Below are 26,245 nucleotides of genomic sequence, written 5' to 3' on the forward strand. Positions count from 1 at the left end.
CATGCGCAATTTTCTGGAGCAGCAACCTCAGTTCGACGCCACACTCGACGATTACGAAGAGCCTCGCCGCAAGCCCCGAGCGTCGGGCTACCGACGTCAGCCGTACATTCGAGAGACGGCGAGCGTCGCGCCAAAGGCTGCGGTTGGGCAAATCGACCTTGGTCGCTCACCCGAGCATGCCAAACTGATACAGCAGACCGACTTTCAAATCTTTGATTTGCCGCGTCCGTTCGCGATGCCTCCTGGACTCGAAGTATCGCCCTTTGATGAATACGACTGGGAAACTGGGCAACAGTACGAGTCAATACTCGAAGCGCGGACGCCATCACTCGCGACCCGAGGGGTGTTCCCGAGCCTCAAGGACGACCGCGTGCTCCAAGCTCTTTCGATGGGTGAATTCGCAATCCAGTTTGCGTTGATGTTTCATCCGTACGTGGTCGATATTCGTGAGCAGTATCCGTACTACACCGACGAAGCGTATCAACGAGCGCTGCTTGCCGGCAAAAAGATGAATCGCTCGGACCTTCTCACGTTCGACCTGGTGCTCACGTATTGGAATCCGATGTTGCGAGCGCTGCGCTACCACGTCGTGAGCGTTAAGCATGTCAGCCATGTTCTTGAGAAGAAGGATAGGGACCGCGAAATCAAGGAGCGCACGCTTGGCTCTGGCCGAGACTGGACGTGGGAGATGCTGCGCTCTAACGCGACCCCGATGAGAGAACTCGGGAACTACGCCGCGCTGTGGTCAATGGCAAAAAGTGAGAAGGTTCGTCATCTGTATGAACCTTCTCGAAGGCTTGCAGACGGGCTTATGACTCACAGCGTTCGGGGAAGCATGGAATCTGTACTCGAGCGCCGTGCACGCAGCATGGGCATCAGCACAGACACGTCCATTCATCTGTTTGTGTCGGCCGTATCACACGGATTCGTGCCCCTTGACCATTCGAAGCGCGTCGACGCGCGACTCCCGATTCCGCTCGCAGCCTAAATCTGGCCATGAAGGCCGTTGCGTAAGCCGGCTTGCTTCACGGAGAAGTTCATGCGCTCACACATCATGCCTCCCGCGCCGAGGGGAACCTCGCTCGTCCCTCCGCCTCGCGTCATTACGGACGAAGCCTTCGCCGCGCGCGTCATTGACAGCTACCATCAGCGAGCTTGGCCCTCAGGCTTGGTCCCGCTCAAATTGTTTGCCCGCAAAAGAGATAAAGGCGAATGCTTCTACAGAGCGGTAACGTGGGACGCGCATAGTCGCGACCTCTACGTGCTCCGACTCGTCGCTGGAAGCGGCACGCTTTACGGCGGTGGGGATTGGGAGCGCTGGAATATCGACGGTGCTGATGACCCACTGGGCGACGTCTACTCCATCTCAGACATCTTTACGCCTCCGGAAATTCAAACGGAGTCCGTGGAAGTTCGCGCGTCGAGCCTGGTAGGCCTTGAGCGTCGCAAGTCAATCGTTAAGGCTTACTCGGAAGTCACTGTCGACTACAACGGCAAGCCGACCGACATGTTCAATCCGTTCATTTTGAGCGACCCGAAAGCTCGGTCCGAAGCGCTGTATCACGTCTTGCGGAGCATGGGCCAACAGCCCGGTTATCAATCGACAATCCTTGAGTATTTCCACCGGCACTGCGCATATGGTGGGAGAGCTCGCGCATTGATTCGCCAGACCAAGAATCAAGGTGGTCTTGCTCAGCAACGGATAGCTGTCAACGTGCGGCGCCCGGGTCCGAAAACTCGGACAGAGAGAATCGCCGACGACAAGACCGAGTTTTTGGGCCACCCGCGTATGGCCCGCAAAACGCACGTCCGTCCGTTGGACTTCGCCAAGTTCGTTGAGGCCATCGAAAAATACTACATCGGCGAAAGGATGACGCTCGCCAATACGTACAGCGCGATGGTGAGCGACCAGTATTCGAAGTATCCCGAGCGCCTCATTCCTAGTTGGAAGCAGTTCCTCTACCACGTCAACAGATACATCCTCGCGAAGACCGACGCCAAGCGCAGGCAACTCGGGCGTCGGCTGTCACGAAAGTATCTATCCACGAAGTCCGGACAGGCGACGCACTTGACCCTGGACATGAGTCTCGAAATCGTTGACGTTGACGGCTTCGTTGCCAAGGTTCCCGTCGCTGGGCTCATCGCCGGTAAGATTGAACCCATCTTCGTGACCATCATCTTCGCGGTTTCCCGGCGTACCGGCGCAGTTGTTGGGTACGAGATAGCGATGGAAGGCGAGGACAATGAATCTTTCCGACGATGCATCGCGTCCATCTATATAGACAAGACTAACCGCGCGCGTGAACTCGGTCTTCGTGACACGAAAGACCTGTTGCACGGCTCTATCGATGGAGTCTTCGTCGACAACGGCGCAGGCGGGAGCGACGAAGTTATCGAAGCGGCGTGTAAGGAGTCGCATCTCATCATGTACCTCGCGCCTCCGGCCGCGGGCGACAGGAAGGGAACTGGTGAGAGCTTGAATGGCATCATGTTACGCTTGATGGCCGAAGCTCGAGGGGCCTATACGCGGCAGCGGGATTTCCTTTCGCTGGACCTCCGCGACCGCGCACGGAAGGAGGTGCCCATCACGGTAGAGCAACTGGAAGAGTTGCTCTTGGTGGCTATTCAGCACGTCAACCGCTTTTCGAAGAAGCGCCATCTGCGTAGCGAGACCATGCGCATGAACGGCTGCCACAATATCAATCCGACCACTCTTTGGGAGTATCACCAAGCCGCGCGCATCGGCGACCAAAAGGTCGAACTTACCGAGCAGGAGGCTTGGGAGAGATTCATTCCCTGGAAGCCAGGCACTGTACGTGGTGGGAAGCTTGCGGCCCTCAGCAAGCGATGGAGGTCCGATGAGCTCGATGTCCGGTATGATGACTTCCTGCGCTGCAGGTCAGGCAAAAGCGACAAAATGAAAATCGAGTACAAGCGTGTTGGAAATCACGCCACGACGCTCCTGTGGCGGGACAAGCAAGGCAACCGGGGCGAACTCGAGCTTGTCCCGGAAGACGCGTTGATGGTCGAGGTGGTCACGTGGAAGGCCCTAGAATTGCGCAACTGGGATGATGCTGCACTGACCATGAATGACGAGGTTAAGAAGGGTAGACATCGCCACAAAATCAACACCCTCACCAACAAGGCGCAGAAGAAACTGGACGACCATCAGCGGCGCTCGAACAAGACGCCCGAAACTGTGCTCGAGGGCGAGACGACTCGTAAGGCGCGCAAAAACGGGAAGGTGCGGCAGGATGCAGCACGCTTCGCCAGAGCGAAGGGCGCGCTGGCGAATGTTGACGAGGCCCTGGAAGAGTTCGAGGCGGTCAAGGCGGAGGTGTTCCTCAACGAAGATGGCACAGTCATCATCGCCTCGGACTTCGACGACGAATACGACGACATCCTAGCCTCACAGCTACTCGCCGCATCCCAGCGCCGTCATCCATAGGCGTCGCACCACGTCGCCCTGAACGGTGCCCTGCGCACCGAGACTCCAGCGAGCGTCGCAAGGCCCATCTCGGAGGGGTAATCCCGCCGTACACTTCCGACGTAGCTGGCTAGCTTCCGTCGCGCGCGGTGCTATTCAAGGCGGTCGTTCGCCAGTGATTTCGAGCCAATCAGCGAGTTGCTTTTTGGATTGTGACAGCGCTTGACCAATCCATCAGAGCGAAAACTTTACAAGCAATTGTTTTTAAACATTTTTTGTCGTCTCTAACAAAAAATTTGCGAGCCATTGATACTCCGCCTTACAGTTATAAATAGCGCTCTGTGACAGGAGGAACGAGCATGCGTGATGACCTACTTGACTTTCTGTTGAGTGAGGGTCCGCAGTTGAGCGGCCAGCTCGCTGTCGGTCTTGAAAAATGGCTCGGCATCACGCCGGCCGCCGCTCGTAAGAAAATCGAACGACGGAGCAAGTCAGTGCGCGAGCTGAAGCTCCCGTTCGCCCGCCGAGCCAAGTTCCTGTATGCAGCTACGCAATACGGGAGCGATAAATTCTGGGCGCGATTGGCCGAAGCGCTCGAGGAAGGTAACGGAGCGTATGCGCGAGTTATTCGAGCTCTTCGTGCGCGCGGCGGCCTTCTCCCGCTGGCACATCTCGCATCCGCGGCAGGCATCTCGTCCGGCGCCCGCCAAATCTCATTCGAACGTGTCTGGCAAGACCTGGTGGACACCGGGCTCTTCCAGACCATAGAGGTACCTGGTTTGGGCGAGTGCTTCGCGTTCGCGAGGAAGGATGCATCTCTCGATGAGCTGCTCCCTGATATACGCGCTCGATTGATTGCGGAAACCGTGCTGTTACAGTCCGTTCACGAATGGGCAGCGAAACTTGGGCTAGGCAGCTTCGGGAGCTTTAAGCTACGAATCTGCCAACAAGGAACCGCACCTACCGTCTCCGTTTTCCAGTGGGATTTGACGGCGCCGTCATATGTCAGTGCGCTGGCGACCTGGAACTCCGGTCGCCCGAATCCGGGTTTCATGGTTCTGGACGTGCTTTTGAAAGAGCAGGTCGAGCTAAACGACCTTCTGCCTTTCATCTACAAATGCAAGACGCTGCGCCAAGTCCGTAACGTTCGCACGCTGCAGTTCTTCGTCGCCCACAGATACACCCCCAAAGCTCTCGATGCCATTCGCCGGGAAGGAATCGTTCCCGCGACAACAGAGTCACTGTTCGGCACAGACGTGGCCCGCGCCTTGATGGAATTGAGCGGCACGCTGACACAAGCAGCGACACAAGCAATCGACCCCGAGAAGTTCTCCCACCTGTTCGACAAGCTCGGAAAGGTCGAGGGCGCGGCCGGCACGCTCCGCGGGGCGCTCTTCGAATTCGTTGTCGCAGACGTGATGCGGAGGACAGTTGGAGGCGCCAACGTCAATATGAACAAGATTTATCGCAAGGACGGCAAAGATGTGGCGGAGGTCGACGTCAGGGTACACGTGCCGGACCAGGAAATTCGATTCATCGAATGCAAAGGGCTACTGCCCGGCCGCCTGTTGCCAGATTCAGAAATCGAGGCTTGGCTGACCAAGCGCATCCCGAGCGTGAGAAGCCAAACGCTCGAGAACTCTGAGTTCAAGAACATCAAGCTCACCTTCGAACTGTGGCTCACTGGCGAGCTTTCGCCCGAAGCTCAAAGAAGAATCTCGACCGCACAAGCGGCGGTAGACCCGGAGCGCTACACCATCAAAGTCCTGCTTGCTCGAGACATCGAAGAATCGGTGAAGAGATTCCCGGACCTCCGCAAGGTTGTGAAGCAGCACTTCCTGGAGCATCCGATGGCAGCTCCGATTGATGTCATCAATCCGTTTTCCAAGCGGCAGATTTCTCAGGTTGAGGCTGCGTTTTCAGACCTCGCGCGTCGCGATTTTGGTAGCACACCGACCGAGGCAGACCAGAGCCCCGCCTGATGCGTTCGTCCTTAAGCAAAACTATTAGAACTGCGCCGGTTCATCGGGCTTTTTCGGGTGTGGCACGCTGTGTCCCGAGGTTAGCCGGCATGGCTATTAGGTTGCCGGCGATGAGCCATTGATTTTTAAGGATTTTTCAAATCCTTAAGGAAAACTAGCACCTTTAAGGAAAACTGTTAGAACCTGCCATATGAAAAAAAGCCAGCTTCGATGAAGCTGGCTTTTTTTCATTACGCCGACGACTGTTCGATACCGTACATCGCGTAACCCGCCTGTCTGGCATCGTACCGCGTGCAAGCGGATCGACGTGCAATCAGGAGGGACCGTCCCGATGACATACCTCGACGCCATGGACGCGAAAACCGCGTTCATCAGCCCCGAAGCGGCGCGCGGCAAGGGCGCGGAGCTGCAGACCGCGTATGCGGACGCGAGCCCGTTTCCGCACGTCGTGATCGACGACTTCCTGCCGCCCGAACTCGCGGACCGGATACTCGGCCACTTCGCGTCGAGCCGCGGCGGCGACGACCTGAACATGAGCTACGACCGGGCGCAGGAGCGCTTCAAGAGCAGCTATCACCCGGACACGCTGGCTCCCGAGTTGCGCGCGATCTTCTATGCGTTCAACTCGCGCCCGTTCCTGCAGATCGTCGAGAACCTGACCGGCATTAAAGGGCTGATCCCCGATCCGTACTTCTTCGGCGGCGGGCTGCACGAGATCAGGCAGGGCGGCCACCTGTCGATCCACGCGGACTTCAATCACCACATGCCGCTCGACCTGGAGCGGCGCATCAACCTGCTGATCTACCTGAACAAGGACTGGAAGGACGAATACGGCGGCCAGCTCGAACTGTGGGACACCGCGATGACGAAGCGGCATCACTCGATCGTGCCCGCGTTCAACCGCTGCGTGATCTTCAACACGACGTCGAAGAGCATGCACGGCAATCCGCAGCCGGTCAGCCATCCCGGCAACGTGTCGCGCAAGTCGGTCGCGCTGTATTACTACACCGCGACGTGGGACGGATCGAAACGCTCGCACACGACGCAGTTCAAGGTGCGCCCGAACAGCGGCGACGAACAGGACTGGACGATCCGGCTGCGCGAGTGGCGGCAGGATCTGCTGCCGCCAGTGGTGAACCGGCAGATGGGCAACATCGTGCGTCGGTTCAGGAAGGTGCGCAGCAACGCGTGATGCGTGCTGGCGTCCGCGTCGCACAGGCGCTCGAAGCCGCAACTCCGGTTCGTTGATTCCCCGCGCTGACGATCGGCGCAGCGGGTTTCCCGCAAGCGCCTGTGATGCATGCGTTCACGGCATTGCCTGGGTCGCGCAGCGTTTCAATTTTTCTCGTCGTTTTGTTCCTCTCGCATCGGCGTCGTGCGCGACGCTCCGATGTGTCGCGGACTGACCGCGACTACCCTTCGCATAGCCGCAGGCGATTCGCGGGTCAGCGTCGCCGAGCCGGGCATCCGTTATCGCGCGAGAGCCGGCCGGTAGCGCCACACGGCGCGACGCTGTGCGGCGGCGCACCTTCCCCGGCTAAATATTACTAATAGCTGTCAATATAATTTCACGAACATTCAATACGATGCGTGCGTCACCCTGGCGCGACGCACGCATCACGCTGCACGTGCGAGCGCAGGTCCCCGGATGAACGGCCCCACGAACACGGACAGCAAAGCATGGAACAACCCGACGCCCTCCGCCGCCGCCTCCTGAAAGTCCTCGCCGGCGCACCGGCGCTGCCGCTCGGCAGCGCGTTCGCCGGCTCGTCGCTGCTCGCGGCATGCGGCGGCAGCGACGAGCCGGCCGCCGCGCCGCCGCCTGCGAACGCCGCGAAGTTCCAGTCGGCGTCGTTCACCGGCATGGCCGCGCCGACGCTCGCGGACCCGAACGCGATGGCGAAGACCACGGTCGGCTCCACGCTGACCGCGCTGTTCGACGACGGCAGCAGGCAGGAATTCCGCCTCGCGTATCAGCCGTTCTTCACCACCGGCGACAGCGTGCCGAAGACCGGCGGCGGCACGATCGTCGCCGGCAGCTACTACGACATCAATAATCAGCCGATCGTCGATCGCTCGGTCGCCGGCCGCGAGCGCCAGTTCTTCTCCGACTGCCCGGACGGCTCGTCGCTGCTGACGCTCGCGAACGCGAACGTGGCCGGCGTGAAGGGCAACGCGGTGTTCGCGGTCGTGCAGTTCGAATACGCGTCGCGCGACCAGGACGACGGCGACATGTACGGCCGCCTGCCGTCGCCGATCGCGGTGCTGACGCTCGACCAGGACCCGGCCACCGGCCACCTGTCGCTCGTCAGTTATCACAACGTCGACACGTCGCCCGCGCACGGGCTGTGGATCACGTGCGGCGCGAGCCTGTCGCCGTGGAACACGCACCTGTCGAGCGAGGAATACGAGCCGGACACGTTCCCGGCGAAACCCGACGAGCAGTTCCTCGCGTACAGCCGCAACCTGTACGGCGACGAGACGCGCGCGAATCCGTACCACTACGGGCACGTGCCGGAAGTCACCGTGAATCCGGACGGCACCGGCGCCGTGCGCAAGCACTTCTGCCTCGGCCGCATTTCGCACGAGCTGATCCAGGTGATGCCGGATCGCCGCACGGTGCTGATGGGCGACGACGCGACGAACGGCGGCCTGTTCATGTTCGTCGCGGACAAAGCCGAGGACCTGTCGGCCGGCACGCTGTACGTCGCGAAGTGGACGCAGACGTCGTCGGCCGGCGCGGGCTCCGCGACGCTGCGCTGGATGAAGCTCGGCCACGCGACGAGCAGCGAGATCGAAACGCTCGCGAACCAGTTGAAGCCGGCCGACATCATGGACGTGATCCCCGTGAGCGACACCGACACGTCGGCGCCGGCCGAGCCGGGTTATACGAAGATCCACTACAACGGCAAGTTCAACTGGATCCGCATCAAGCCGGGCATGGAGAAGGCCGCGACGTTCCTCGAAACGCATCGCTACGCGGCGTTCGCGGGCGCGAGCCTGTGCTTCACGAAGCTCGAAGGCACGACCGTCAACGCGAAGGACAAGGTGCTGTACACGGCGATGTCGCAGATCACCGCGTCGATGGTGAAGGGCGATCCGCATTCGACGGACATCGCGCTCGACAAGCGGATCTCGTCGGGCGCCGTCTACGCGCTGAACCTGAAGGGCGGCCAGAGCGCGCTCGACGGCTCCGCGATCGACAGCGAATGGGTGCCGGTCGACATGGCCGCGCCGGCCGCGCTCGTCGGCGAGGATCTCGCGACGCCGGACGACCTCGGCAACACCGCGAACGCGAACCGGGTCGCGAACCCGGACAACCTGAAGTTCTCGGAGAAGCTGCGCACGCTGTTCATCGGCGAGGACAGCGGGATGCACGTGAACAACTTCCTGTGGGCGTACCACGTGGACACCGGCGCGCTCGCGCGCGTGCTGTCCACGCCGGCCGGCGCGGAATCGACCGGGCTGCACGCGGTCGACGAGGTGAACGGCTGGACCTACGTGATGAGCCACTTCCAGCATCCGGGCGACTGGTCGGGCAGCCTGCACGCGAAGGTCCGCGACACGCTCGACCCGCTCGTGCGGCAGAACTACAGGGATCGCTTCGGCGCGTCGGTCGGGTATCTGACCGCCGAGCCGATGGCGGTGAAGCTGTAACGCGTTGACGACGCCCCGGCGGGGGCTCGTGCAGGTCGCTTGCAGGTTGCTTGCAGGTCGCTGTTGGGGACTGCCCTTCCTCCGGGCGACGGGGGAAGGGCTTTTTTATGGGCGCGGCAAAGCGGATTGCGGTGCTGCGCGCATTCGCGTCACGCGTTTCGCAAAACGCGCATCATGGCTGCGGTTCGGCGTTGCGCGCGCGGCTTCGGCCAGCACCCGAACCGTCGACCGTCATCACGATGCGGGGAGAATCCGATGGCAACGCAAACGACGAACGCCGGCCTGTCCGATCCGTTGCAGTTCTGGAGCTACTGGCTTTCGCTTCTTCCGGCGGCGAATTCCGCGCAGGGCGCGCCGACCTATCTTCAGCAGCCGATCCTGCCGTGGTCGTTCACCGGGCTCGTGGTCAACGAGACGAATTCGAGCAACCCCGCCGCCGAACAGGCGATCGTGAGCCGCGACAGCTACGGCCGCCAGTTGGGGCGCATCTCGGATGCGCTCGACTACGTGATCCGGCAACTCGCATCGGACCAGCCGATCGACACGAACGCCGCCGAACTGTCGGCGTTCGACAAGATGAAAAAGCGGATCGACGCCATCAAGAACGACACGGAATCGGCGTGGTTCGAGCGGATGCTGAAGGAACTGAAGAAGCTCAAGGACAGCGGCGACGCGAGCGACAAGGCCCGCTTCGACTCGTACATGTCGATCCTGCGCGGTCTGTGAGCGCGCCGCCCGCGAACGGCTTTGCTACCTGCTGATCTCGATCTGCGTCGGCGCGCCGGCGCTGCCGCCCTGCACGAGCGTGTATTTGCCGTCCGCGGTCTGGACGACCGGCGCGCACCAGTCCTCGGTGTAGCGTTTCCAGTCGACGTGCACGCAGTACTTGCCGTCGTCGGACACATGCCAGCCGCCCTGCGCGGTCGAGCTTCGGCCGCGGCCCATCTCGTCGGACGTCGCGGTGAACGTGCCGCCCGCGTCGTTCGTCCAGTGGTGGCTCGCGCCGCCGATGCCGGTGCTGACGACGGTCGTGCCGGGCAGCATCCGCTGCAATTCGTCTTTCGTCAGCGCGGACGCGGTCTGCGCGAAGCCGGCGCTCGCGTGACACGCGCACGCGACGAGCGCCGCGATCAGGCGATCGTGTTTCATCGTGGTCTCCCGGGTCTTTTCACCGATTCGCCATTGCCGAGACAATGGCGAAGCCCACGATAGCCGGCATCCGCGCGCGCGTTCAATGATGCAGATGCACTAGTTGCCCTGGTTGCGCGAAGCAGCGGGGCGCGCGCTAATGCTGGACAGCCGACACCACGGGAGACCTCGACGATGACGCGCAACGCACCGGCCCTGTTCGTTCACGGCGGCCCTGGCATGTGCTCGATTGCCGAAAGGGAGCGGTACGGCGACACGCTGCCGGTTCACTGGTGGGATCAGCCGCGCGCGGTCGCGCAGCAGGCGAACCCGTTCGCGGCGCTGGTCGACGCGACCGAAGCGGAATTGCGGCGGCTCGCGCGGCGGCACGCGTGCAAGCTCCGTGTGCTCGCGCATTCGTTCGGCTCGCACGTCGCGCTGCGGCTCGCCGCGCGCGCGCCGGAACTGATCGACGAACTGGTGCTGCTCGCGCCGGTTCACGACATCGGCGCTGCGTTCGTGCGGTTGAGCGGACGGCTGCTGACTGCAAATCCGTCGAACGAGCCGTTGAGACAGGCCGCCGACGACTTCGAACGCGAACGCACGTTCGAGCGGTTCGGGCAACTGGCGGGACAGGTGAGCGCGTTCCCGAACTTCATGGACCTGTACTGGAGCGCAAACGCCGATGCGCGCCGCCGCTGGTACGCCGGCCTGCTCGCGGATCGGCCGCTGATCGACGTGAACGCGTTCGCGGCGATCCTGCAAAGCTACTGGGAGGCCGAGCCGCCGCGCGACAGGCAGGCCGGCGGCGTGCCGACGCGCATCGTTTTCGGAGATGCCGACCCGCTCGTGGACGTCGAAGAGGAGCGGCGCGCGTGGTCGTCGTTATTGAACGTCACCGGCAGCGTCGCGCTGCGTAGCGGCCACTTCGTTCATCTGGAGCATGAGCCGGCGGTCTGGTGGCCGCGCGGCTGGCCGCTGGGCGAAGGCGCGTAACCGTTGTTCGGCGGGCGCGACGCATCAAAGCTGAAACGCCATCACGGCGGACCGCAGCGACTCCGCCTGCGACTTCAGCGCGCTCGCCGCGTGCGCGCCGTCCTGCACGAGCGCCGCGTTCTGCTGCGTCATCCGGTCCATCAGCGACACCGCCGAGTTCACCTGGTCGATCCCGCTGCTCTGCTCGCGCGACGCGTCGGCGATCGAGTCGACCAGTTCGGACACGCCGCGCACCGCGCCGAACAGGTCGACGATGGTCTTGCCCGCGACCTCGACGGCCGCGCCGCTCATGTCGACCTCGGCGGTCATTTCCTTGATCAGCGCGCCGATTTCCTGCGCGGCGCGCGCGCTGCGCTCCGCGAGCGCGCGCACTTCCTGCGCAACCACCGCGAACCCGCGCCCGTTCGAGCCGGCGCGCGCCGCCTCGACGGCCGCGTTCAGCGCGAGCAGGTTCGTCTGGAACGAGATCCCCTCGATCACCGACGTGATCTCGCGCACCCGCGCCGAATGGCCGGCGAGCGCGCTCATCCGCTCGATGGCGTCCTTCGCCGCGCGGTCGCCGTCCGCCGCCTTGCCGGACGCGATGCCGGCGAGTTCGCGCGCATGCACGGCGTGCTCGGCGTTCGCCTTCACCGTCGACGCGAGCTGCTCCATGTTCGCGGACGTCTGCTGGATGCCGGCCGCGTGTTCGTCGGTGCGGCTCGCGAGCGTGTGGTTGCCGGTCGCGATGTCGGCGGTCGCGCCGGTGATCGTTTCGGCCGACGAGCGGATCTCGCCGATCATCGACGCGAGCCGTTCGCGCATCGTCTTCATCGCGAACAGCACGCTGTGCGTGTCGCCGGGACGGACCGGCACGTCGACGGACAGGTCGCCGGACGCGACGCGGTTCGCGACGTCGGCCGCGACGGCCGGCTCGCCGCCGAGTTCGCGGAACAGGCTGCGCGCCATCGACGCGCACAGCAGCGCGACGACGCCGAGCCCGCCGGCGATGAACGCGATCACGACGAGCATCACGATCCGCCCGTTGCGGCGCGCGTTGTCGTAGCCGGTCTGCGCGTCCGCGAGTTCCGCCCGGCGCAGATCGGAGCCCTGCGTTTTCACGGTGCGCGACAGCGGCTCGATGGTCTGCGTCTGGACCCACTGCGCTTCGGACAGGTTGTTCGCGGACAGCAACTGGACCGCCGGCGCGAAACCCTTGTCGCGCAGCATGCTCCAGTTCGCGGCGAACTGCGATGCGAGCTTCTGTTCGTCGCCGTCGGGGTTCGTCGCGGCGAACTGCTTCATCAGCGCGTCGATCTGCTGGATGCGGTTCCTGGTGGCGGTCGTGACCGCCCCGGTTTTCTGCGCGGACGGATCGAGAATCGCGTCGCTGACCGAGAAGCTGGTTTCGGCGACGAGTTCGTCGATCGTGGAGACGACGAGGAGCGCCTTCGCGCGTCCTTCGAACATCCGCTGCAACGCGTCGGTGGAACGGGACACGCCGGTCAGTCCGGCCGCTCCGATGGCGAGCAGCACCGCGGCGACCGCGAGCGTGAGAATGAAAAGACGGCTTTTGACCGTGAGATTGCGCATGCGGCACCTTCGAGGAGGAAGGCTGTGTCGCGTCGGCCCGGCGTTGCCGGCGGGTTCGACGCGATGTCGAGCTTTCAAAAAAACGCCGACAGTTTACGGGGGCGCTTCGCAGGCCATATGAACTTTTTATAACACGATGGGCCGAGGTGGTGCATGGGGCGCGCGATTGTCCGCTGTGCGATCGGTCAGGAGGCGGAAGCGATGGGCAGTGCGGCGCGTTAGGGCGTTGCGTGGGGATCACGTTGCCGCATCATGGGTCGATCGTTCGGTGTGCGGCTCGAACTGAATCACGTGTGGCGTGCCGCGCAAGATCATTGGCGATACGAACGAGGCTGCCGTGATGGGGGCGCGATGAATTCGCGGGCCGCTGTCAGGCGCCGGACGTCGGCTACATCCCCCAACGCAGCCGGTGCGTTCGACAACCGGGCGTTGAAGCACCGAAGCACCGAAGCGCCGAAGCACCCATTCGCCAGGCCGGCCGTTCCGTCCGGCCTGGCGGGCCGCCGTACCGCTACTTCTGCGGGTCGAACAGCTTCTCCTTGATGAACAGCGCCGGAATGATTCCGCACAGGAAATACGCGCCGCCCATCACGAGGAAGCCTAGCCCGATCGAGCCGTCCGTCGCGAGGTAGCCGATCACCGCCGGCGCGACCGCCGCGCCGATGCGTCCGACGTTGTACGCGCCGCCGACCGCCGTGCCGCGGATGCGCGTCTCGAAGCTCTCGGTCATGTAGGTCGCGTTGACGCCGTACGGAATCCCGTACAGGAAGCCGAAGATCGTCATCAGGTACACGATGTTCGCGGGCGACTGGTACAGCACGATCACCGGCAGGAACACGGCCGCGCCGAACGCGCCGAAGGCGAAGATCACGCGGCGGCCGAAGCGGTCCGCGAGCCAGCCGGCGACGATCTTGCCGAGAATCATCGCGACGTACGTGCCGACCATGTAGCCCGTCATCGACGAGAACTTCAGGTGCAGTTCTTTCTCCAGATACGTCGGCATCCAGTTGTTCACGCCGTAGTAGCCGAACTGGAGGAAGCCGGCCGTCAGCGACCAGAAGATGAACATCCGCCGGCGCGACGGATCGCCGAAGATCAGCTGCATCGTGCTTTCACTTTCGCTGTTATTGCGGCGTCTTGCGAACGCGCCCGCCGCGCGCGCGGCGAGATAACCCGGCGGCTCCGGCACGACGCGCTGCATCAGCACCGCCATCACGACCGGCACGATCGAGATGATGAACAGCCAGCGCCAGCCGTACGCGGGCAGGATCCAGCCGGCCAGCAGCGTCGCGACCACGTAGCCGACCGACCAGCCCGCCTGCAGCGTACCGAGGATCGTCGTGCGGCGTCCGGTCGGCGCGTATTCGGCCATCAGCGTGTTGCACGCGACGTACTCCGCGCCGAGGCCGAGCGCCGCGATGAAGCGGAACGTCGCGAACTGCGCGAAGTCGTGCGTGAAGCCGAGCGCGGCGGTGCCGACCGAGAACAGCACGATGGTCCACACGACGGTGCGCACGCGGCCGAAGCGGTCCGCGGCCCAGCCGCCGAAGATGCCGCCGATCGCCATCCCGGCGAGCGTGATGCTGCCGAGCGCGCCGGCCTGCACGTTCGACAGCCCGAACTCCTGTTTCAGGCTCGACAGGCTGTACGACAGGAACATCAGGTCCGCGCCGTCGACCATCAGGCCGAGGAACGCGAATGCGAACACGACGATTCACAGACGGTCGCGCGCCGGGGCGCGGGTGTCGTCGTCTTGGGCGGGAACTGCCATGGTCTCCTCCTGCGGATGGGAAAGTTGAGTCGCCTACGCCGTGGCATAGGCGATGAGAATTTTTTTGCGTGTGGCGGGCCGCGTGTTGCTGGCGGGGGGCGGGTTTCGCGGAGCGGGTTTCGTCCGGCGGCTTCGGGTTTGCGTGCGTGGCGCGGGACCAGGGGCGTGCCGGTTCGTGCGCCGCTTCGTTGCTCTTCGACGCGATGCCCGGCCAGGTCGAACCGCACCTGACCCGCGCGCGGGACCCGCGATCACCCCCGCCCGACCGCCGCCCCCACGTCGCGCACCATCGCCACGAGCCTGGGGCCGATGTCGTGTTCGAGCCGTTCGCGGTCCAGCACGAACGCCGGACCGCCGCAGTTGAACGCCATCGGTGTGCCGTCGGGCGCGGTGAACGGCACGCCGACGCTCGCGATGCCGTCCTCCCAGTCGCCGATCGACACGCAGAATCCGCGCTCCACGTAGTCGCGCCGCGCGTCCTCGATGCCGCGCCGTATCTGCGGCCAGTCGCATGCGCTGTCGCCGCGCAACTGGTCGAGCACCGCGTTGCGTTCCGCGTCGCTGGCCGCCGCGAGATACGCGCGGCCGATCGACGTCGTCGCGATCGGCAGGTGCGCGCCGATCCCTCGCATCACGGTGATCGGCGCGCGGCTCGGCACCCATTCGACGTACACGATCGACAGCCGGTCGCGCACGCCGATCGCGACCGAGCACAGCGCGTGCTCGGCCAGTTCGTGCATCAGCGGCCGCGCGATTTCGCGGATATCGACGTTCGACAGCGCCGCGTAACCGAGCGACAGCACGCCGATGCCGACGCTGTACCGCCGGTTCGCCGGCTCGTATTTCAGGTAGCCGAGTTGCGCGAGCGTGCCGGCGAGCCGCGACACGGTCGCCTTCGGCAGTCCGCTGCGCCGCGCGAGTTCGCTCAGGCCGAGTTGGCGCGTGGCCGGCGTGAAGCAGCGCAGCAGTTCGAGCCCGCGCGCGAGCGCGGTGACGAAGCTGCGGTCCCGGTTCTGGTCCCGGTTGCGGTCCGCCGCGCCGTCGCGCCGACGCTCGGGGTCGAGCCGCGCGGGCTCGAAAGCGGCCGCCAGCTTGCTGCCGTGGTTCATGGTGTCTCGCCTGGTGGTTGTGTCGATCGTCGCTTCAGCGTGACGCGGATGCTGTCATGCGCACCGTGTTCGTGTCGTTGACGTCGGGCAACCCAGGGTTCGCGTGACGGACCGTCGTGCAGCAAAGTCGAGCGAGATCTATTCGGATGACAAAGGAAGTCCCCCGTTTCTGTCAGAGAAAGGTGCGGAGGAAGGGCGGGGGACGCAGATAGATGCGTCGCTCAACGGTGCGAGCGAGCCATGCGGCATCGCCGTTCAGGAAAAAACGGCGTATGAAGGACAGGTCCGCATCGCGGACCGAGGGGCGCGACCGCAACAGACGGCGAGCGGCGGCCGCTCGCCGGACCACCGTCAGTCGGACGCGCCGACCTGATCGAGTCCCGCGCGTTGCGAGCGCGCGCGGCCGCGTCCGGACAGCACGACCGCCGTGAACGCCGCGAACAGCAGCAGGCAGGCGGCTGGAATCAGCATCGGCGTGCGCGCGCTGCCGGTCGCTTGCTTCACGAACGGCACGAGGTTCTGCGCGATGAAGCCGCCGATGTTGCCGAGCGAGTTGATCACCGCGATTCCGGCGGCCGCGCGCGCGCCGGACAGAAACTTCGGCGGCAGCGTCCAGAAGCACGGAATCAGCAGATACAGGCACGGCGCGCCGAGGCACAGCGCGACGAAGCGCAGCGTGTTGTTCGGCAGGAACACCGAACTCACGAAGAACGTCATCCCGAGCAGCGCGGAGACCAGCATCGCGCTGATCGTGTGGTTGCCCGCGCGCAGCTTCGCCGGCAGCGTCGCGAGCACGGTCGTCGCGAGCAGCCACGGGATCACGTTCAGCAATCCGTTGGCCGTGTTGCTGACGCCGAAGCCTTTCACGAGCGTCGGCAGCCAGTAGCTGACGCCGTACACCGAGATCGACAGCATCATGTAGTACAGCGCGAAGCCGAGCACGCGCGGCTCGACGAGCGTCCGGAACGGCGAGCCGTGCGCGGGCGCGCCGTTGCCGGCCTGGTCGGCCTGCGCCGCTTCGGCTGCCAGCGAGCGCGTGAGCCACGTCTTTTCGTCGTCGCGCAGGAACGCGGCGCTGCGCGGCGACGCGGGCAGGCAGTACAGCACGACGAACGTCAGCAGGATCGACGGCACGCCGGTCACGATGAACACGAGCCGCCAGCCTTCGAGTCCGCCGGGGCCGCCCTGGTCGAGCAGCCAGCCGCAGATCGGCGCGCCGATCATGTTGCCGAGACTGCTGCCGACGGTGAAGTAGCCGAGCATCCGCGTGCGGTGCCGCGCGGGGAACCATAGCGTCAGGTAGTAGATCACGCCCGGATACAGGCCCGCTTCCGACGCGCCGAGCAGAAAGCGCAGCGCGTAGAACATCGGCGCGTTGCGCGTGAACGCGAGCAGCACCGTGACGATGCCCCACGTCAGCATGATGCGCGCCATCCAGCGCGGCGCGCCGTAGCGATGCAGCAGGACGTTGCTCGGCACCTCGAACAGCAGGTAGCCGACGAAGAACAGCGACGCGCCGAGCCCATACGCGACTTCGGACAGCCCGAGGCTGTCGAGCATCTGCAGCTTCGCGAAGCTGATGTTCGACCGGTCGATGTACGCGACGAGGTACAGCAGGCCGAGAAGCGGCATCAGCCGCAGCGCGAGGCGGTTGATCAGGCGGTGTTCGTCGAGCGTCGGCGCAGCAGTGTTCAAGTCGTCTCCCCGGCTCGCGCCACGGGCGGGCGGCGAGCCTCTTCATCGCACGCCGCTGGTTCACGGCGCGCGGCTTTCGATCCTGGTTTCAAACCGTCTTTCCGGCTCGGGCTGCGAATTAGCGAAGCACGCCTTCACCACGCGGCGCTCGTTTGCAGCGCAACACCTTTCGATCCTGGTTCCAAACCGTCTTTCCGGCTCGGGCTGCGAACCGGCGGAGCACGACCTCACCAACGCGGCGCTCGTTTGCAGCGCAACACCTTTCGATCCTGGTTTCAAACCGTCTTTCCGGCTCGCGCTACGAACGGGCGGAGCACGCCTTCACCAACGCGGCGCTCGTTCGCAGCGCAACACCTTTCGATCCTGTTGCGGGCGGATGGTAACGCTATCATCCGGCGCTGTCCGTCCGGGATTTCACTTAGACGTAAAAACGCGACGAACCGGGGTCCGGAAGGTAATCGTTTTCCCTGGCTGACGTCCGGAGCGGCTGCCGGCGCGCATCGCAAGAAAACCGCATTAAAGGGTTTCGGTAACGCTGCATCTCGCGACGACGCGCGTTCGCGGGCGGCGTTTCGGCACGAAGGAAACGGGAGGAAACCTGTTTCCAGAATCGGCGTGGCGAGCGTGGTAACGCCATCCGTTTTGCGTCTACCAAAGCGTGGGCAAATGCGCGACACGGGTGTTGCGCGGGGAAATTCGCCGGTTGACGGCCACAAGGCGGCCGGTAAGATTCGCTGGCCCAAAAAAACGAAAAGGAGATGCCATGACGAACACAACTCGCACTCGTCACACCACGCGCACCACCCGTAGCACCCGTATTTCCAGCGCCCTTATCGCGGCAGGTGCGATGATCGTCGCGGCGGACGCCGCCGCGCAAAGCAGCGTTACGCTGTACGGCGCGGTCGACGATGCCGTCGTGTACGCAAACAACCAGAAGGGCAGTTCGAACGTGTACCTGCGCCAGGGCAATCTGGCCGCATCGAAGTGGGGCCTCTCGGGCAACGAGGACCTGGGCGGCGGGCTCGCCGCGATCTTCGACGTGCAGGCAGGCTTCGATCCGAACACCGGCGCAGCATCGTCGGCCGGCTTGATCTTCAACCGCCAGGCGTACGTCGGTCTGCGCAGCAACGTGTTCGGCACGATGACGATGGGCCGCCAGTACACGCCGTACCTGCTGTTCGTCGGCCCGCTCGCATCGAGCTGGGCGCTGACCGGCGCGACCGGCGCGCATCCGGGCGACATCGACGGCCTCGACACGACGATCCGCATCAACAACGCCGTCACGTACACGTCGCCGATCTACGCCGGCCTGCAGGCCAGCGCGATGTACGCGCTCGGCGGTTTCGCGGGCAGCACGTCGAAGGGGCAGACGATCAGCGCGGCGCTGCGCTACGCGAACGGCCCGATCGGCCTTGCGGCCGCGTACCTGCAGATGGACAACGCGAACACGAACACGACGCCGGGCTTCGATTCCGCATCGACGGCTTCGTTCGGCACGTCCGCGCTCAACGCGGGTTACGTGTCCGCGCGCAGCGTGCGTCACGCGGCGGCGGCCGGCACCTACACGTTCGGCAAGCTGATGGTCGGCCTGAACTACACGAATGTCCGCTATCTGCCGGGCGATCATTCGATCTTCAGCGACACCGCCGTGTTCAACACGTATGGCGCGATCGCGACCTACCGCTTCACGCCGGCGATCGACGTCGCGGGCGGCTTCAGCTACACGCTCGCCTCGCACGCGAACGGCATCGACAGCGCGGCGCGCTATCAGCAGTACTCGCTGAAAGAGGCGTATCACCTGTCGAAGCGCACGACGCTGTACGCGATCCAGGCGTTCCAGCGTTCGAACGGCAACACGCTGGATGCGAACGGCAACATCGTGATGGCGGCCCCGTCGGTGGGCGATGCGGAAAACGCGACGCCGTCGTCGACGCGCAACCAGTTCGTCGGCATGCTCGGCATGGCGGTGCTGTTCTGATCGCCACGATGCACGCCGCGCCGACACCAGATTGATTTCGCAGCCCCGTTTCATTATCATCACCGCGATGATAACGATAACATCAGTTCGGAAGGACGGAGACAAGCTATGACAGCAAGCACTTCAGTCGCCTCCAGAGTGGCGACTGGCCGCTACCGGTGGACCATCTGCGCGATGATGTTCTTCGCGACCACCATCAACTACATGGACCGGCAGATGCTCGGTCTGCTCGCGCCGCTGTTGCAGAAGGACATCGGCTGGACCCAGGTTCAGTACGCGCAGACCGTCATGGTCTTCACCGTCGCTTACGCGGTGGGGCTCGCGGTGTTCGGCCGGATCGCCGACCGCGTCGCGGAAAAACGCGTGTACGGCACCGCGATGGCGATGTGGAGCGTCGCGGCGATGCTGCACGCGCTCGCGTCGAGCGTGCCGGGTTTTGCCGCCGTGCGCGGTTTGCTCGGCTTCTCCGAAGCGTCGAACTTCCCGGTCGCGATCCGCACGACGGCCGTCTGGTTCCCGAAGAAGGAGCGCGCGCTCGCGACCGGCCTGTGGAACATGGGCGCGACCGTCGGCGGCATCGTCGCGCCGGCGTTCGTGCCGATCGTCGCGGTGATGTGGGGCTGGCGCGCGGCGTTCATCATCGGCGGCATCGCCGGGTTCGTCTGGCTCGTCGTGTGGATGGCGATCTACCGTTCGCCGCAGTCGAATCCGGGCGTGTCGGCCGCGGAACTCGAATACATCAATTCGGACGCCGGCGAAACGGAACCCGCGGAAGCGAAGGTGGCCTGGCTGTCGGTGCTGCGCTACCGCGAAACGTGGGCGTTCATGGTCGGCAAGTTCATGACCGACCCGATCTGGTGGTTCTACCTGTTCTGGCTGCCGAAGTGGCTGAACGAATCGAATCACATCGACATTCAGGACATGGGACTGCCGCTCGTCGTGATCTACACGATGTCGTGCATCGGCAGCGTCGGCGCGGGCTGGGTGTCGTCGCGGCTGATGGCGCGCACGCAGCGTCCGAACTTCGCGCGCAAGGCGACGATGCTGGTCTGCGCGCTGTGCGTGATGCCGATCGCGCTGCTGTCGCAGGTGCAGACGCTGTGGTTCGCCGTGCTCGCCGTCGGCCTCGCCGCCGCCGCGCACCAGGGCTGGTCCGCGAATCTGGTCACGCTGGTGTCCGACGTGTTCCCGAAACGCGCGGTCGGCACGGTGATCGGCATCGGCGGCGTGATGGGGATGGTCGGCTCGTTCCTGTTCTCCGGCGTGATCGGCGAAACGCTGCAACGCACCGGCCAGTACTGGGCGCTGTTCGCGGCCGGCGCGCTGGCGTACATCATCGCGCTCGCGATCATGCACGTGCTGATGCCGCGCATGACGCCCGTTAAGCTGCGCGATGAGTGAGCGGACGCTAACGTAAGGTAAACTCCGCGTGATGCACGACCGACGTGCGGGACGCGGAGGCCTCGCCGTCGCGCGTGACTGATTGCGGATCTCAAGCGATGGCAAAACCCAAAGAGAAGGCAGCACCGACGAACGGCAGGCGCGCCCGCGGCGGCGTGCGCGACATACGCATCACCGACGTTGCGGCACTGGCGCAGGTATCGCCGATCACGGTGTCGCGCGCGCTGAACAACCCCGAAGTCGTCGCGCCGGACACGCTGCGGCGCATCCAGCAGACCGTGCAGCAGCTCGGCTACGTGCCGAACCGGCTCGCCGGCAGCCTGTCGTCGTCGAAGTCGCGGCTGATCGCGGCGATCGTGCCGACCGTCTCGCACTCGCTGTTCTCCACGTCGATCCAGGCATTCAGCGATGCGATGTCGCGCGCCGGCTACCAGGTGCTGCTCGGCCTGTCCGGCTATAGCGAGGACGACGAACTGCGCGTGCTCGACGCGGCGCTGTCGCGCCGTCCGGAAGGCGTGCTGCTGGTCGGCGTCGCGCGCACCGCGCCGCTGCGCGCGCGGCTCCTGAGCCTGCAACTGCCGACCGTCGAAACCTGGGACACCACCGACCTGCCGGTCGACATGCTGGTCGGCTTCTCGCACTACGACATCGGCGTCGCGGTCGCGCAGCACTTCATCGCGCGCGGCTGGCGGCGGCCGGCGATCGTGTCCGCGAACGACGCGCGCGCCCGCGCGCGTCACGACGGCTTCCTGCAGACGATGGCGCGCAACGGCATTGCCGACGTCGCGGACATTAGCGTCGCGCCGCCCAGCTCGGTCGAACTCGGCCGCGCGTCGCTCACGCGGATTCTCGACGCGCGCCCCGACATCGACTGCGTGTTCTGCGGCTCCGACCTGCTCGCGCTCGGCGTGCTCGGCGAGGCGCGCAGCCGCGGCATCAAGGTGCCGGACAACCTCGCGGTGTGCGGCTTCGGCGACCTCGAATTCGCGGCCGAACTGCGGCCCGCGCTGACCAGCGTGCGCGTCGACGGCAAGCGGATCGGCACCGCGGCCGCCGACTGCCTGATCGCGCGGCTGCGCGGCGCGTCGGCGGAAAGCAACGTCGACGTCGGCTTCACGATCGTCGCGCGCGACACCGCCTGAGCCCGCCCGGCGCGCCGGCAAATCCGCGCCAAACCCTTGCTGCGCGGGCCTGAGCGGCCGGTTCGCCGCAGCCGGGAAACTGCCGCACACGAGGTTCACCCTGGGGATACCCCTTACCCCGCTGCGTCGATGGTAACGCTATCATCCTGTCCGACGCACAGTGAGGGATACCGTTTTACTCCGCGCGCGAGTTCGCGCGCGACTCCCCGTATGACTCCCCGCTACGCACGGACATCGCCTTCATCGAGAAAGAGGAATCCTTGAACAACCCGACCCGCAAGAAGACCCCCGAGCAGCTTCGCAGCTACCGCTGGTACGGCGTGAACGACCTGCGTTCGTTCGGCCACCGCTCGCGCACCGCGCAGATGGGCTACCACTCGTCCGACTACATGGGCAAGCCGGTGATCGCGATCGTGAACACGTGGAGCGAGATCAACTCGTGCCACACGCACTTCAAGGCGCGCGTCGAGGAAGTGAAGCGCGGCATCTGGCAGGCGGGCGGTTTCCCGGTCGAAATGCCGGTGATGACGCTGGCCGAGCCGTTCCAGAAGCCGACCACGATGCTCTATCGCAACTTCCTCGCGATGGAAACCGAAGAGCTGCTGCGCTCGTATCCGTTCGACGGCTGCGTGCTGATGGGCGGCTGCGACAAGACCACGCCGGGCCTCCTGATGGGCGCGCTGAGCATGGACCTGCCGGCGATCTACGTGCCGGCCGGCCCGATGCTGCGCGGCAACTGGAACGGCCGCACGCTCGGCTCCGGTTCGGATACGTGGAAATACTGGGCCGAACTGCGCGCGGGCAACATCACGGAAGAAGAATGGCAGGGCATCGAGAGCGGCATCGCGCGCTCGCCGGGCCACTGCATGACGATGGGCACCGCGTCGACGATGACGAGCGCCGCCGAGGCGCTCGGTTTCACGCTGCCGGGTTTCTCGTCGATTCCGGCCGCCGACTCGCGCCACGCGCAGTTCGCGTCGCTGACCGGCCAACGCATCGTCGAGATGGTGTGGCAGGACCTGAAGCCGTCCGACTTCCTGACCGCGAAGTCGTTCGACAACGCGATCACGACGGTGCTCGCGATGTCCGGCTCGACCAACGCGATCGTTCACCTGATCGCGGTCGCGCGCCGCGCGGGCATCCCGCTGACGACGTCGCGCTTCGACGAACTCGCGCGCGTGACGCCGGTGCTCGGCAACCTGCGCCCGGCCGGCAGCTACCTGATGGAAGACTTCTTCTATGCGGGCGGCCTGCGCGGGCTGCTCGCGGAACTCGGCGACCTGATCGACGGTTCGCAGATGACGGTGAACGGCTCGACGATCGGCGAGAACATCAAGGGCGCGGAGATCTACAACGACGACGTGATCCGCAAGCTGGACAACCCGCTCGTCGCGCGCGACGGCCTCGCGGTGCTGACCGGCAACCTCGCGCCGGACGGCGCGGTCATCAAGCCGGCGGCGATGGAACAGCATCTGCTGACGCATCGCGGCCCGGCGGTCGTGTTCAAGGACTACAACGACATGGCCGCGCGCATCGACGATCCGGAACTGCCGGTCACCGCCGAGTCTGTGATCGTGCTGCAGCACGCCGGTCCGATCGGCGCGCCGGGCATGCCCGAGTGGGGCCAGTTGCCGATCCCGCAGAAGCTGCTGAAGGAAGGCGTGCGCGACATGGTCCGCATCTCCGACGCGCGGATGAGCGGCACCAGCTACGGCGCGTGCGTGCTGCACGTCGCGCCGGAGTCGTTCGTCGGCGGGCCGCTCGCGCTCGTGAAGGACGGCGACATCATCGAACTCGACGTGCCGGGCCGCCGCCTGCACCTCGCCGTGAGCGACGACGAACTGGCCGCGCGCAAGGCCGCGTGGCAGCCGCCGAAGCGCATCTTCGAACGCGGTTACGGCGTGATTCATCAACTGCACGTCACCCAGGCGGACAAGGGCTGCGACTTCGACTTCCTCGAAGAGCCGCAGGCACAGGCCGACGAAGCGCGCGAGAGCGGCGAGCCCGAGATTCACTGATCCACCGGCGCGGGTCCGCGCTCCGGCGGCCCGCGTGCGGGAACGGCCATGCCGCGCCATCTGGCGCCGCGTGGCCGCCGCTTCCCACGACCCGATCATCGATACGAGACAGAACCCATGACCACCACCCCATCGACCGTCAGCGACGCCGCGCTCGAACAACTGCGCCACGTCAGCACCGCGACGCTCACCACGCAACTCTTCAAGCGCGGGCTGCGCAACGTGTTCATCCAGAACGTGAAGCCGCTCGTCGCGCCGGAAGCGGGCACGCCCAATCTCGTCGGCCCCGCGTTCACGCTGCGCAACATTCCGGCGCGCGAGGACCTCGACCACGTCGGCGCGTTCCAGGACCCGAACCACCCGCAGCGCAAGGCGATCGAGACCGCGCCCGCCGGCAGCGTGCTCGTGCAGGACTGCCGCGAGGAGCGCAGTGTCGGCTCGGTCGGCTCGATTCTCGCGATCCGGCTGAAGGTGCGCGGCGTCGCCGGCATGGTGTCCGACGGCCCGGTGCGCGACAGCGCGTCGATCGCCGCGACCGGCCTGCCGCTGTACTGCGCGGGCGCCGCCGCGCCGCTGAATCTCGCGAAGCATCACGCGGTCGACATCAACGTGCCGATCGCATGCGGCGGCGTCGCCGTGTATCCGGGCGACATCATCGTCGGCGACGGTGATGGCGTCGTCGTCGTGCCGAGCCATCTCGCGGAAGAAGTCGCGCGCGACGCGGCCGAACAGGAACTGCTGGAGCAGTACATCGCGACGCGCATCGAGGCCGGCCGTCCGCTGCCGGGCACGTATCCGCCGAACGAGGAAACGCTCGCCGGCTACGAAGCATGGCGCAAGCAGCGCGGTTAAGCGCCGGCACGAACATCGAACAGGAATCGGACATGAGCCAGTTTGCAAATTACATCGACGGACAATGGGTCGAGAGCGACAAGGTTTCGCGCAACGTGAACCCGTCGAATCTCGACGACGTGATCGGCGAGTTCGCGCAGGCCGACGCCGCGCAGACCCATCACGCGATCGCCGCGGCGCGCGCCGCGTTCGCGAAGTGGTCGTTGTCGACGCCGCAGCAGCGTTTCGACCTGCTCGACCGCGTCGGCACCGTGATCCTCGAACGCAAGGCCGAACTCGGCAAGCTGCTCGCGCGCGAAGAGGGCAAGACGCTGCCGGAAGCGATCGGCGAAGTCGGCCGCGCCGCGCAGATCTTCAAGTTCTTCGCGGGCGAAACGCTGCGCGTCGGCGGCGAGATCGTGCCGTCGGTGCGCCCCGGCATGACCGTCGAGATCACGCGCGAACCGCTCGGCGTGATCGGCCTCATCACGCCGTGGAATTTCCCGATCGCGATTCCCGCATGGAAGATCGCGCCGGCACTCGCCTACGGCAACTGCGTCGTCATCAAGCCGGCCGACCTCGTGCCGGCTTCGACGTGGGAACTGGTGCGGATCATCGCGGAAGCGGGTGCGCCGGCCGGCGTCATCAATCTCGTGATGGGGCGTGGGTCGGTCGTCGGTGAAGTGCTGGTCGAGTCGCAGGGCATCGATGCGATCAGCTTCACCGGTTCGGTCGCGACCGGCCGTGCGATCGGCGCGAAGTGCGTGCAGCACGGCAAGAAGTTCCAGCTGGAGATGGGCGGCAAGAACCCGATGGTCGTGCTCGACGACGCGGACCTCGACGTCGCGGTCGAAGCGTGCGTGAACGGCTCGTTTTATTCGACCGGCCAGCGCTGCACCGCGTCGAGCCGGCTGATCGTGACCGAAGGCATCCATGACCGCTTTGTCGAGGCGGTGAAGGCGCGGCTCGCAACGATCCGCGTCGGCGACGCGCTCGACGAGAAGACCCAGATCGGCCCGGTCGTGGACGAACGGCAACTGGAGCAGGACGAACGCTACATCGCGATCGCGCGTGAAGAAGGCGGCACCGTGTTCGGCGGCGAGCGGGTGGAGCGCGCGACGCGCGGTTTCTTCCTCGCGCCGGCGCTGGTGACGAACACGACGCCGGCGATGCGGATCAACCAGGAGGAAGTGTTCGGCCCGGTCGCCTCGGTCATCAAGGTGAAGGACTACGCCGAGGCGCTGGACGTCGCGAACGACACGCCGTTCGGTCTGTCGGCGGGCATCTGCACGACGTCGCTGAAGTACGCGAACCACTTCAAGCGCAACGTGCAGGCGGGGATGGTGATGGTGAACACGGCGACGGCGGGCGTGGACTATCACGTGCCGTTCGGCGGCCGCAAGGGGTCGAGCTACGGTCCGCGCGAGCAGGGCAGTTATGCGCGCGAGTTCTACACGACGGTCAAGACCTCGTATGTGAATCCGGGCGCGGTCTGATCGACGGCGTTCGGGGGCGACGGTGCGGCGGCGCGAGCGGCC

General features: G+C 65.1%; 18 protein-coding genes. 13 read left to right on the plus strand and 5 right to left on the minus strand.

The annotated features are described in order from the left end of the window. Position 1 precedes the first annotated feature (1 nt). From BLV92_RS02215 to BLV92_RS02240, 6 genes are all read left to right on the plus strand, one after another. Positions 2-988, plus strand: coding sequence for a PDDEXK family nuclease (locus BLV92_RS02215; protein WP_134169751.1), 987 nt, complete (start codon positions 2-4; stop codon positions 986-988). Positions 989-1,039: 51 nt separating this feature from the next. Next, the gene (locus tag BLV92_RS02220; protein WP_090730043.1) at positions 1,040-3,448 is read left to right on the plus strand and encodes a hypothetical protein; all 2,409 of its coding nucleotides are present in this window, start codon (positions 1,040-1,042) and stop codon (positions 3,446-3,448) included. Positions 3,449-3,786: 338 nt separating this feature from the next. Beyond that, entirely contained in the window at positions 3,787-5,409 is a 1,623-nt protein-coding gene (locus tag BLV92_RS02225) for a hypothetical protein (RefSeq protein WP_090541876.1), read from the plus strand. Between the two features lie 331 nt (positions 5,410-5,740). Next, positions 5,741-6,601: a 2OG-Fe(II) oxygenase gene (locus BLV92_RS02230; RefSeq protein ID WP_090541878.1), complete on the plus strand. Its 861-nt coding sequence runs from the start codon at positions 5,741-5,743 to the stop codon at positions 6,599-6,601. A gap of 488 nt (positions 6,602-7,089) precedes the next feature. After that, positions 7,090-9,066 (plus strand): PhoX family protein, encoded by a 1,977-nt coding sequence (locus BLV92_RS02235; protein ID WP_090541880.1) that lies wholly within the window; start codon positions 7,090-7,092, stop codon positions 9,064-9,066. 255 nt (positions 9,067-9,321) lie between these two features. After that, positions 9,322-9,792 carry a hypothetical protein gene (locus BLV92_RS02240; protein ID WP_090541882.1) on the plus strand — a complete coding sequence of 157 codons (471 nt, stop codon included), beginning with the start codon at positions 9,322-9,324 and terminating at the stop codon, positions 9,790-9,792. Positions 9,793-9,816: 24 nt separating this feature from the next. Here BLV92_RS02240 and BLV92_RS02245 read toward each other — a convergent pair whose 3' ends face one another. Then, complete coding sequence (locus tag BLV92_RS02245; RefSeq protein WP_090541884.1) at positions 9,817-10,215, minus strand: DUF995 domain-containing protein; 399 nt, start codon at positions 10,213-10,215, stop codon at positions 9,817-9,819. A 174-nt stretch (positions 10,216-10,389) separates the two neighbouring features. Here BLV92_RS02245 and BLV92_RS02250 point away from each other — a divergent pair, with 174 nt between their 5' ends. Further along, on the plus strand, positions 10,390-11,190 hold the full coding sequence (locus BLV92_RS02250) for an alpha/beta fold hydrolase (RefSeq protein WP_090541886.1): 801 nt from the start codon (positions 10,390-10,392) through the stop codon (positions 11,188-11,190). A 24-nt stretch (positions 11,191-11,214) separates the two neighbouring features. Here the strand turns inward: BLV92_RS02250 and BLV92_RS02255 are convergent, their stop codons facing one another. The 4 genes from BLV92_RS02255 to BLV92_RS02270 all read right to left on the minus strand — a co-directional run bounded on the left by BLV92_RS02255 (position 11,215) and on the right by BLV92_RS02270 (position 17,337). Continuing rightward, positions 11,215-12,762 (minus strand): methyl-accepting chemotaxis protein, encoded by a 1,548-nt coding sequence (locus BLV92_RS02255; RefSeq protein ID WP_090541889.1) that lies wholly within the window; start codon positions 12,760-12,762, stop codon positions 11,215-11,217. 511 nt (positions 12,763-13,273) lie between these two features. Beyond that, the gene (locus BLV92_RS02260) at positions 13,274-14,470 is read right to left on the minus strand and encodes an MFS transporter (protein ID WP_244283733.1); all 1,197 of its coding nucleotides are present in this window, start codon (positions 14,468-14,470) and stop codon (positions 13,274-13,276) included. Positions 14,471-14,784: 314 nt separating this feature from the next. Continuing rightward, positions 14,785-15,642 carry an IclR family transcriptional regulator gene (locus BLV92_RS02265; protein WP_090541892.1) on the minus strand — a complete coding sequence of 286 codons (858 nt, stop codon included), beginning with the start codon at positions 15,640-15,642 and terminating at the stop codon, positions 14,785-14,787. A 351-nt stretch (positions 15,643-15,993) separates the two neighbouring features. Beyond that, positions 15,994-17,337: an MFS transporter gene (locus BLV92_RS02270; protein WP_177197965.1), complete on the minus strand. Its 1,344-nt coding sequence runs from the start codon at positions 17,335-17,337 to the stop codon at positions 15,994-15,996. Between the two features lie 847 nt (positions 17,338-18,184). On the opposite strand from BLV92_RS02270, the gene BLV92_RS02275 reads away from it, so the two are divergent. The 6 genes from BLV92_RS02275 (at position 18,185) to BLV92_RS02300 (ending at position 26,203) form a co-directional block, all read left to right on the plus strand. Next, entirely contained in the window at positions 18,185-19,315 is a 1,131-nt protein-coding gene (locus BLV92_RS02275) for a porin (RefSeq protein WP_090541894.1), read from the plus strand. A gap of 108 nt (positions 19,316-19,423) precedes the next feature. Further along, positions 19,424-20,716 carry an MFS transporter gene (locus BLV92_RS02280; RefSeq protein WP_243842675.1) on the plus strand — a complete coding sequence of 431 codons (1,293 nt, stop codon included), beginning with the start codon at positions 19,424-19,426 and terminating at the stop codon, positions 20,714-20,716. A gap of 98 nt (positions 20,717-20,814) precedes the next feature. Continuing rightward, the gene (locus BLV92_RS02285) at positions 20,815-21,858 is read left to right on the plus strand and encodes a LacI family DNA-binding transcriptional regulator (RefSeq protein ID WP_090541898.1); all 1,044 of its coding nucleotides are present in this window, start codon (positions 20,815-20,817) and stop codon (positions 21,856-21,858) included. Positions 21,859-22,118: 260 nt separating this feature from the next. Continuing rightward, positions 22,119-23,876 (plus strand): L-arabinonate dehydratase, encoded by a 1,758-nt coding sequence (gene araD / locus BLV92_RS02290; RefSeq protein WP_090541900.1) that lies wholly within the window; start codon positions 22,119-22,121, stop codon positions 23,874-23,876. Between the two features lie 117 nt (positions 23,877-23,993). Beyond that, on the plus strand, positions 23,994-24,728 hold the full coding sequence (locus BLV92_RS02295; RefSeq protein ID WP_090541902.1) for a ribonuclease activity regulator RraA: 735 nt from the start codon (positions 23,994-23,996) through the stop codon (positions 24,726-24,728). A gap of 32 nt (positions 24,729-24,760) precedes the next feature. Beyond that, positions 24,761-26,203, plus strand: a complete 1,443-nt coding sequence (locus BLV92_RS02300) for an aldehyde dehydrogenase family protein (protein ID WP_090546771.1) — start codon at positions 24,761-24,763, stop codon at positions 26,201-26,203. Positions 26,204-26,245 lie beyond the last annotated feature (42 nt).

The sequence above is a fragment of the Paraburkholderia caballeronis genome (assembly GCF_900104845.1).
GTDB classification, from domain to species: domain Bacteria; phylum Pseudomonadota; class Gammaproteobacteria; order Burkholderiales; family Burkholderiaceae; genus Paraburkholderia; species Paraburkholderia caballeronis.

Bases quoted from the DNA above. Each gene is read 5' to 3' on its own strand.
- BLV92_RS02215 (WP_134169751.1), top strand. From the start codon at position 2: ATGCGCAATTTTCTGGAGCAGCAACCTCAGTTCGACGCCACACTCGAC.
- BLV92_RS02220 (WP_090730043.1), top strand. From the start codon at position 1,040: ATGCGCTCACACATCATGCCTCCCGCGCCGAGGGGAACCTCGCTCGTC.
- BLV92_RS02225 (WP_090541876.1), top strand. From the start codon at position 3,787: ATGCGTGATGACCTACTTGACTTTCTGTTGAGTGAGGGTCCGCAGTTG.
- BLV92_RS02230 (WP_090541878.1), top strand. From the start codon at position 5,741: ATGACATACCTCGACGCCATGGACGCGAAAACCGCGTTCATCAGCCCC.
- BLV92_RS02235 (WP_090541880.1), top strand. From the start codon at position 7,090: ATGGAACAACCCGACGCCCTCCGCCGCCGCCTCCTGAAAGTCCTCGCC.
- BLV92_RS02240 (WP_090541882.1), top strand. From the start codon at position 9,322: ATGGCAACGCAAACGACGAACGCCGGCCTGTCCGATCCGTTGCAGTTC.
- BLV92_RS02245 (WP_090541884.1), bottom strand. From the start codon at position 10,215: ATGAAACACGATCGCCTGATCGCGGCGCTCGTCGCGTGCGCGTGTCAC.
- BLV92_RS02250 (WP_090541886.1), top strand. From the start codon at position 10,390: ATGACGCGCAACGCACCGGCCCTGTTCGTTCACGGCGGCCCTGGCATG.
- BLV92_RS02255 (WP_090541889.1), bottom strand. From the start codon at position 12,762: ATGCGCAATCTCACGGTCAAAAGCCGTCTTTTCATTCTCACGCTCGCG.
- BLV92_RS02265 (WP_090541892.1), bottom strand. From the start codon at position 15,642: ATGAACCACGGCAGCAAGCTGGCGGCCGCTTTCGAGCCCGCGCGGCTC.
- BLV92_RS02275 (WP_090541894.1), top strand. From the start codon at position 18,185: ATGATCGTCGCGGCGGACGCCGCCGCGCAAAGCAGCGTTACGCTGTAC.
- BLV92_RS02280 (WP_243842675.1), top strand. From the start codon at position 19,424: ATGACAGCAAGCACTTCAGTCGCCTCCAGAGTGGCGACTGGCCGCTAC.
- BLV92_RS02285 (WP_090541898.1), top strand. From the start codon at position 20,815: ATGGCAAAACCCAAAGAGAAGGCAGCACCGACGAACGGCAGGCGCGCC.
- BLV92_RS02295 (WP_090541902.1), top strand. From the start codon at position 23,994: ATGACCACCACCCCATCGACCGTCAGCGACGCCGCGCTCGAACAACTG.
- BLV92_RS02300 (WP_090546771.1), top strand. From the start codon at position 24,761: ATGAGCCAGTTTGCAAATTACATCGACGGACAATGGGTCGAGAGCGAC.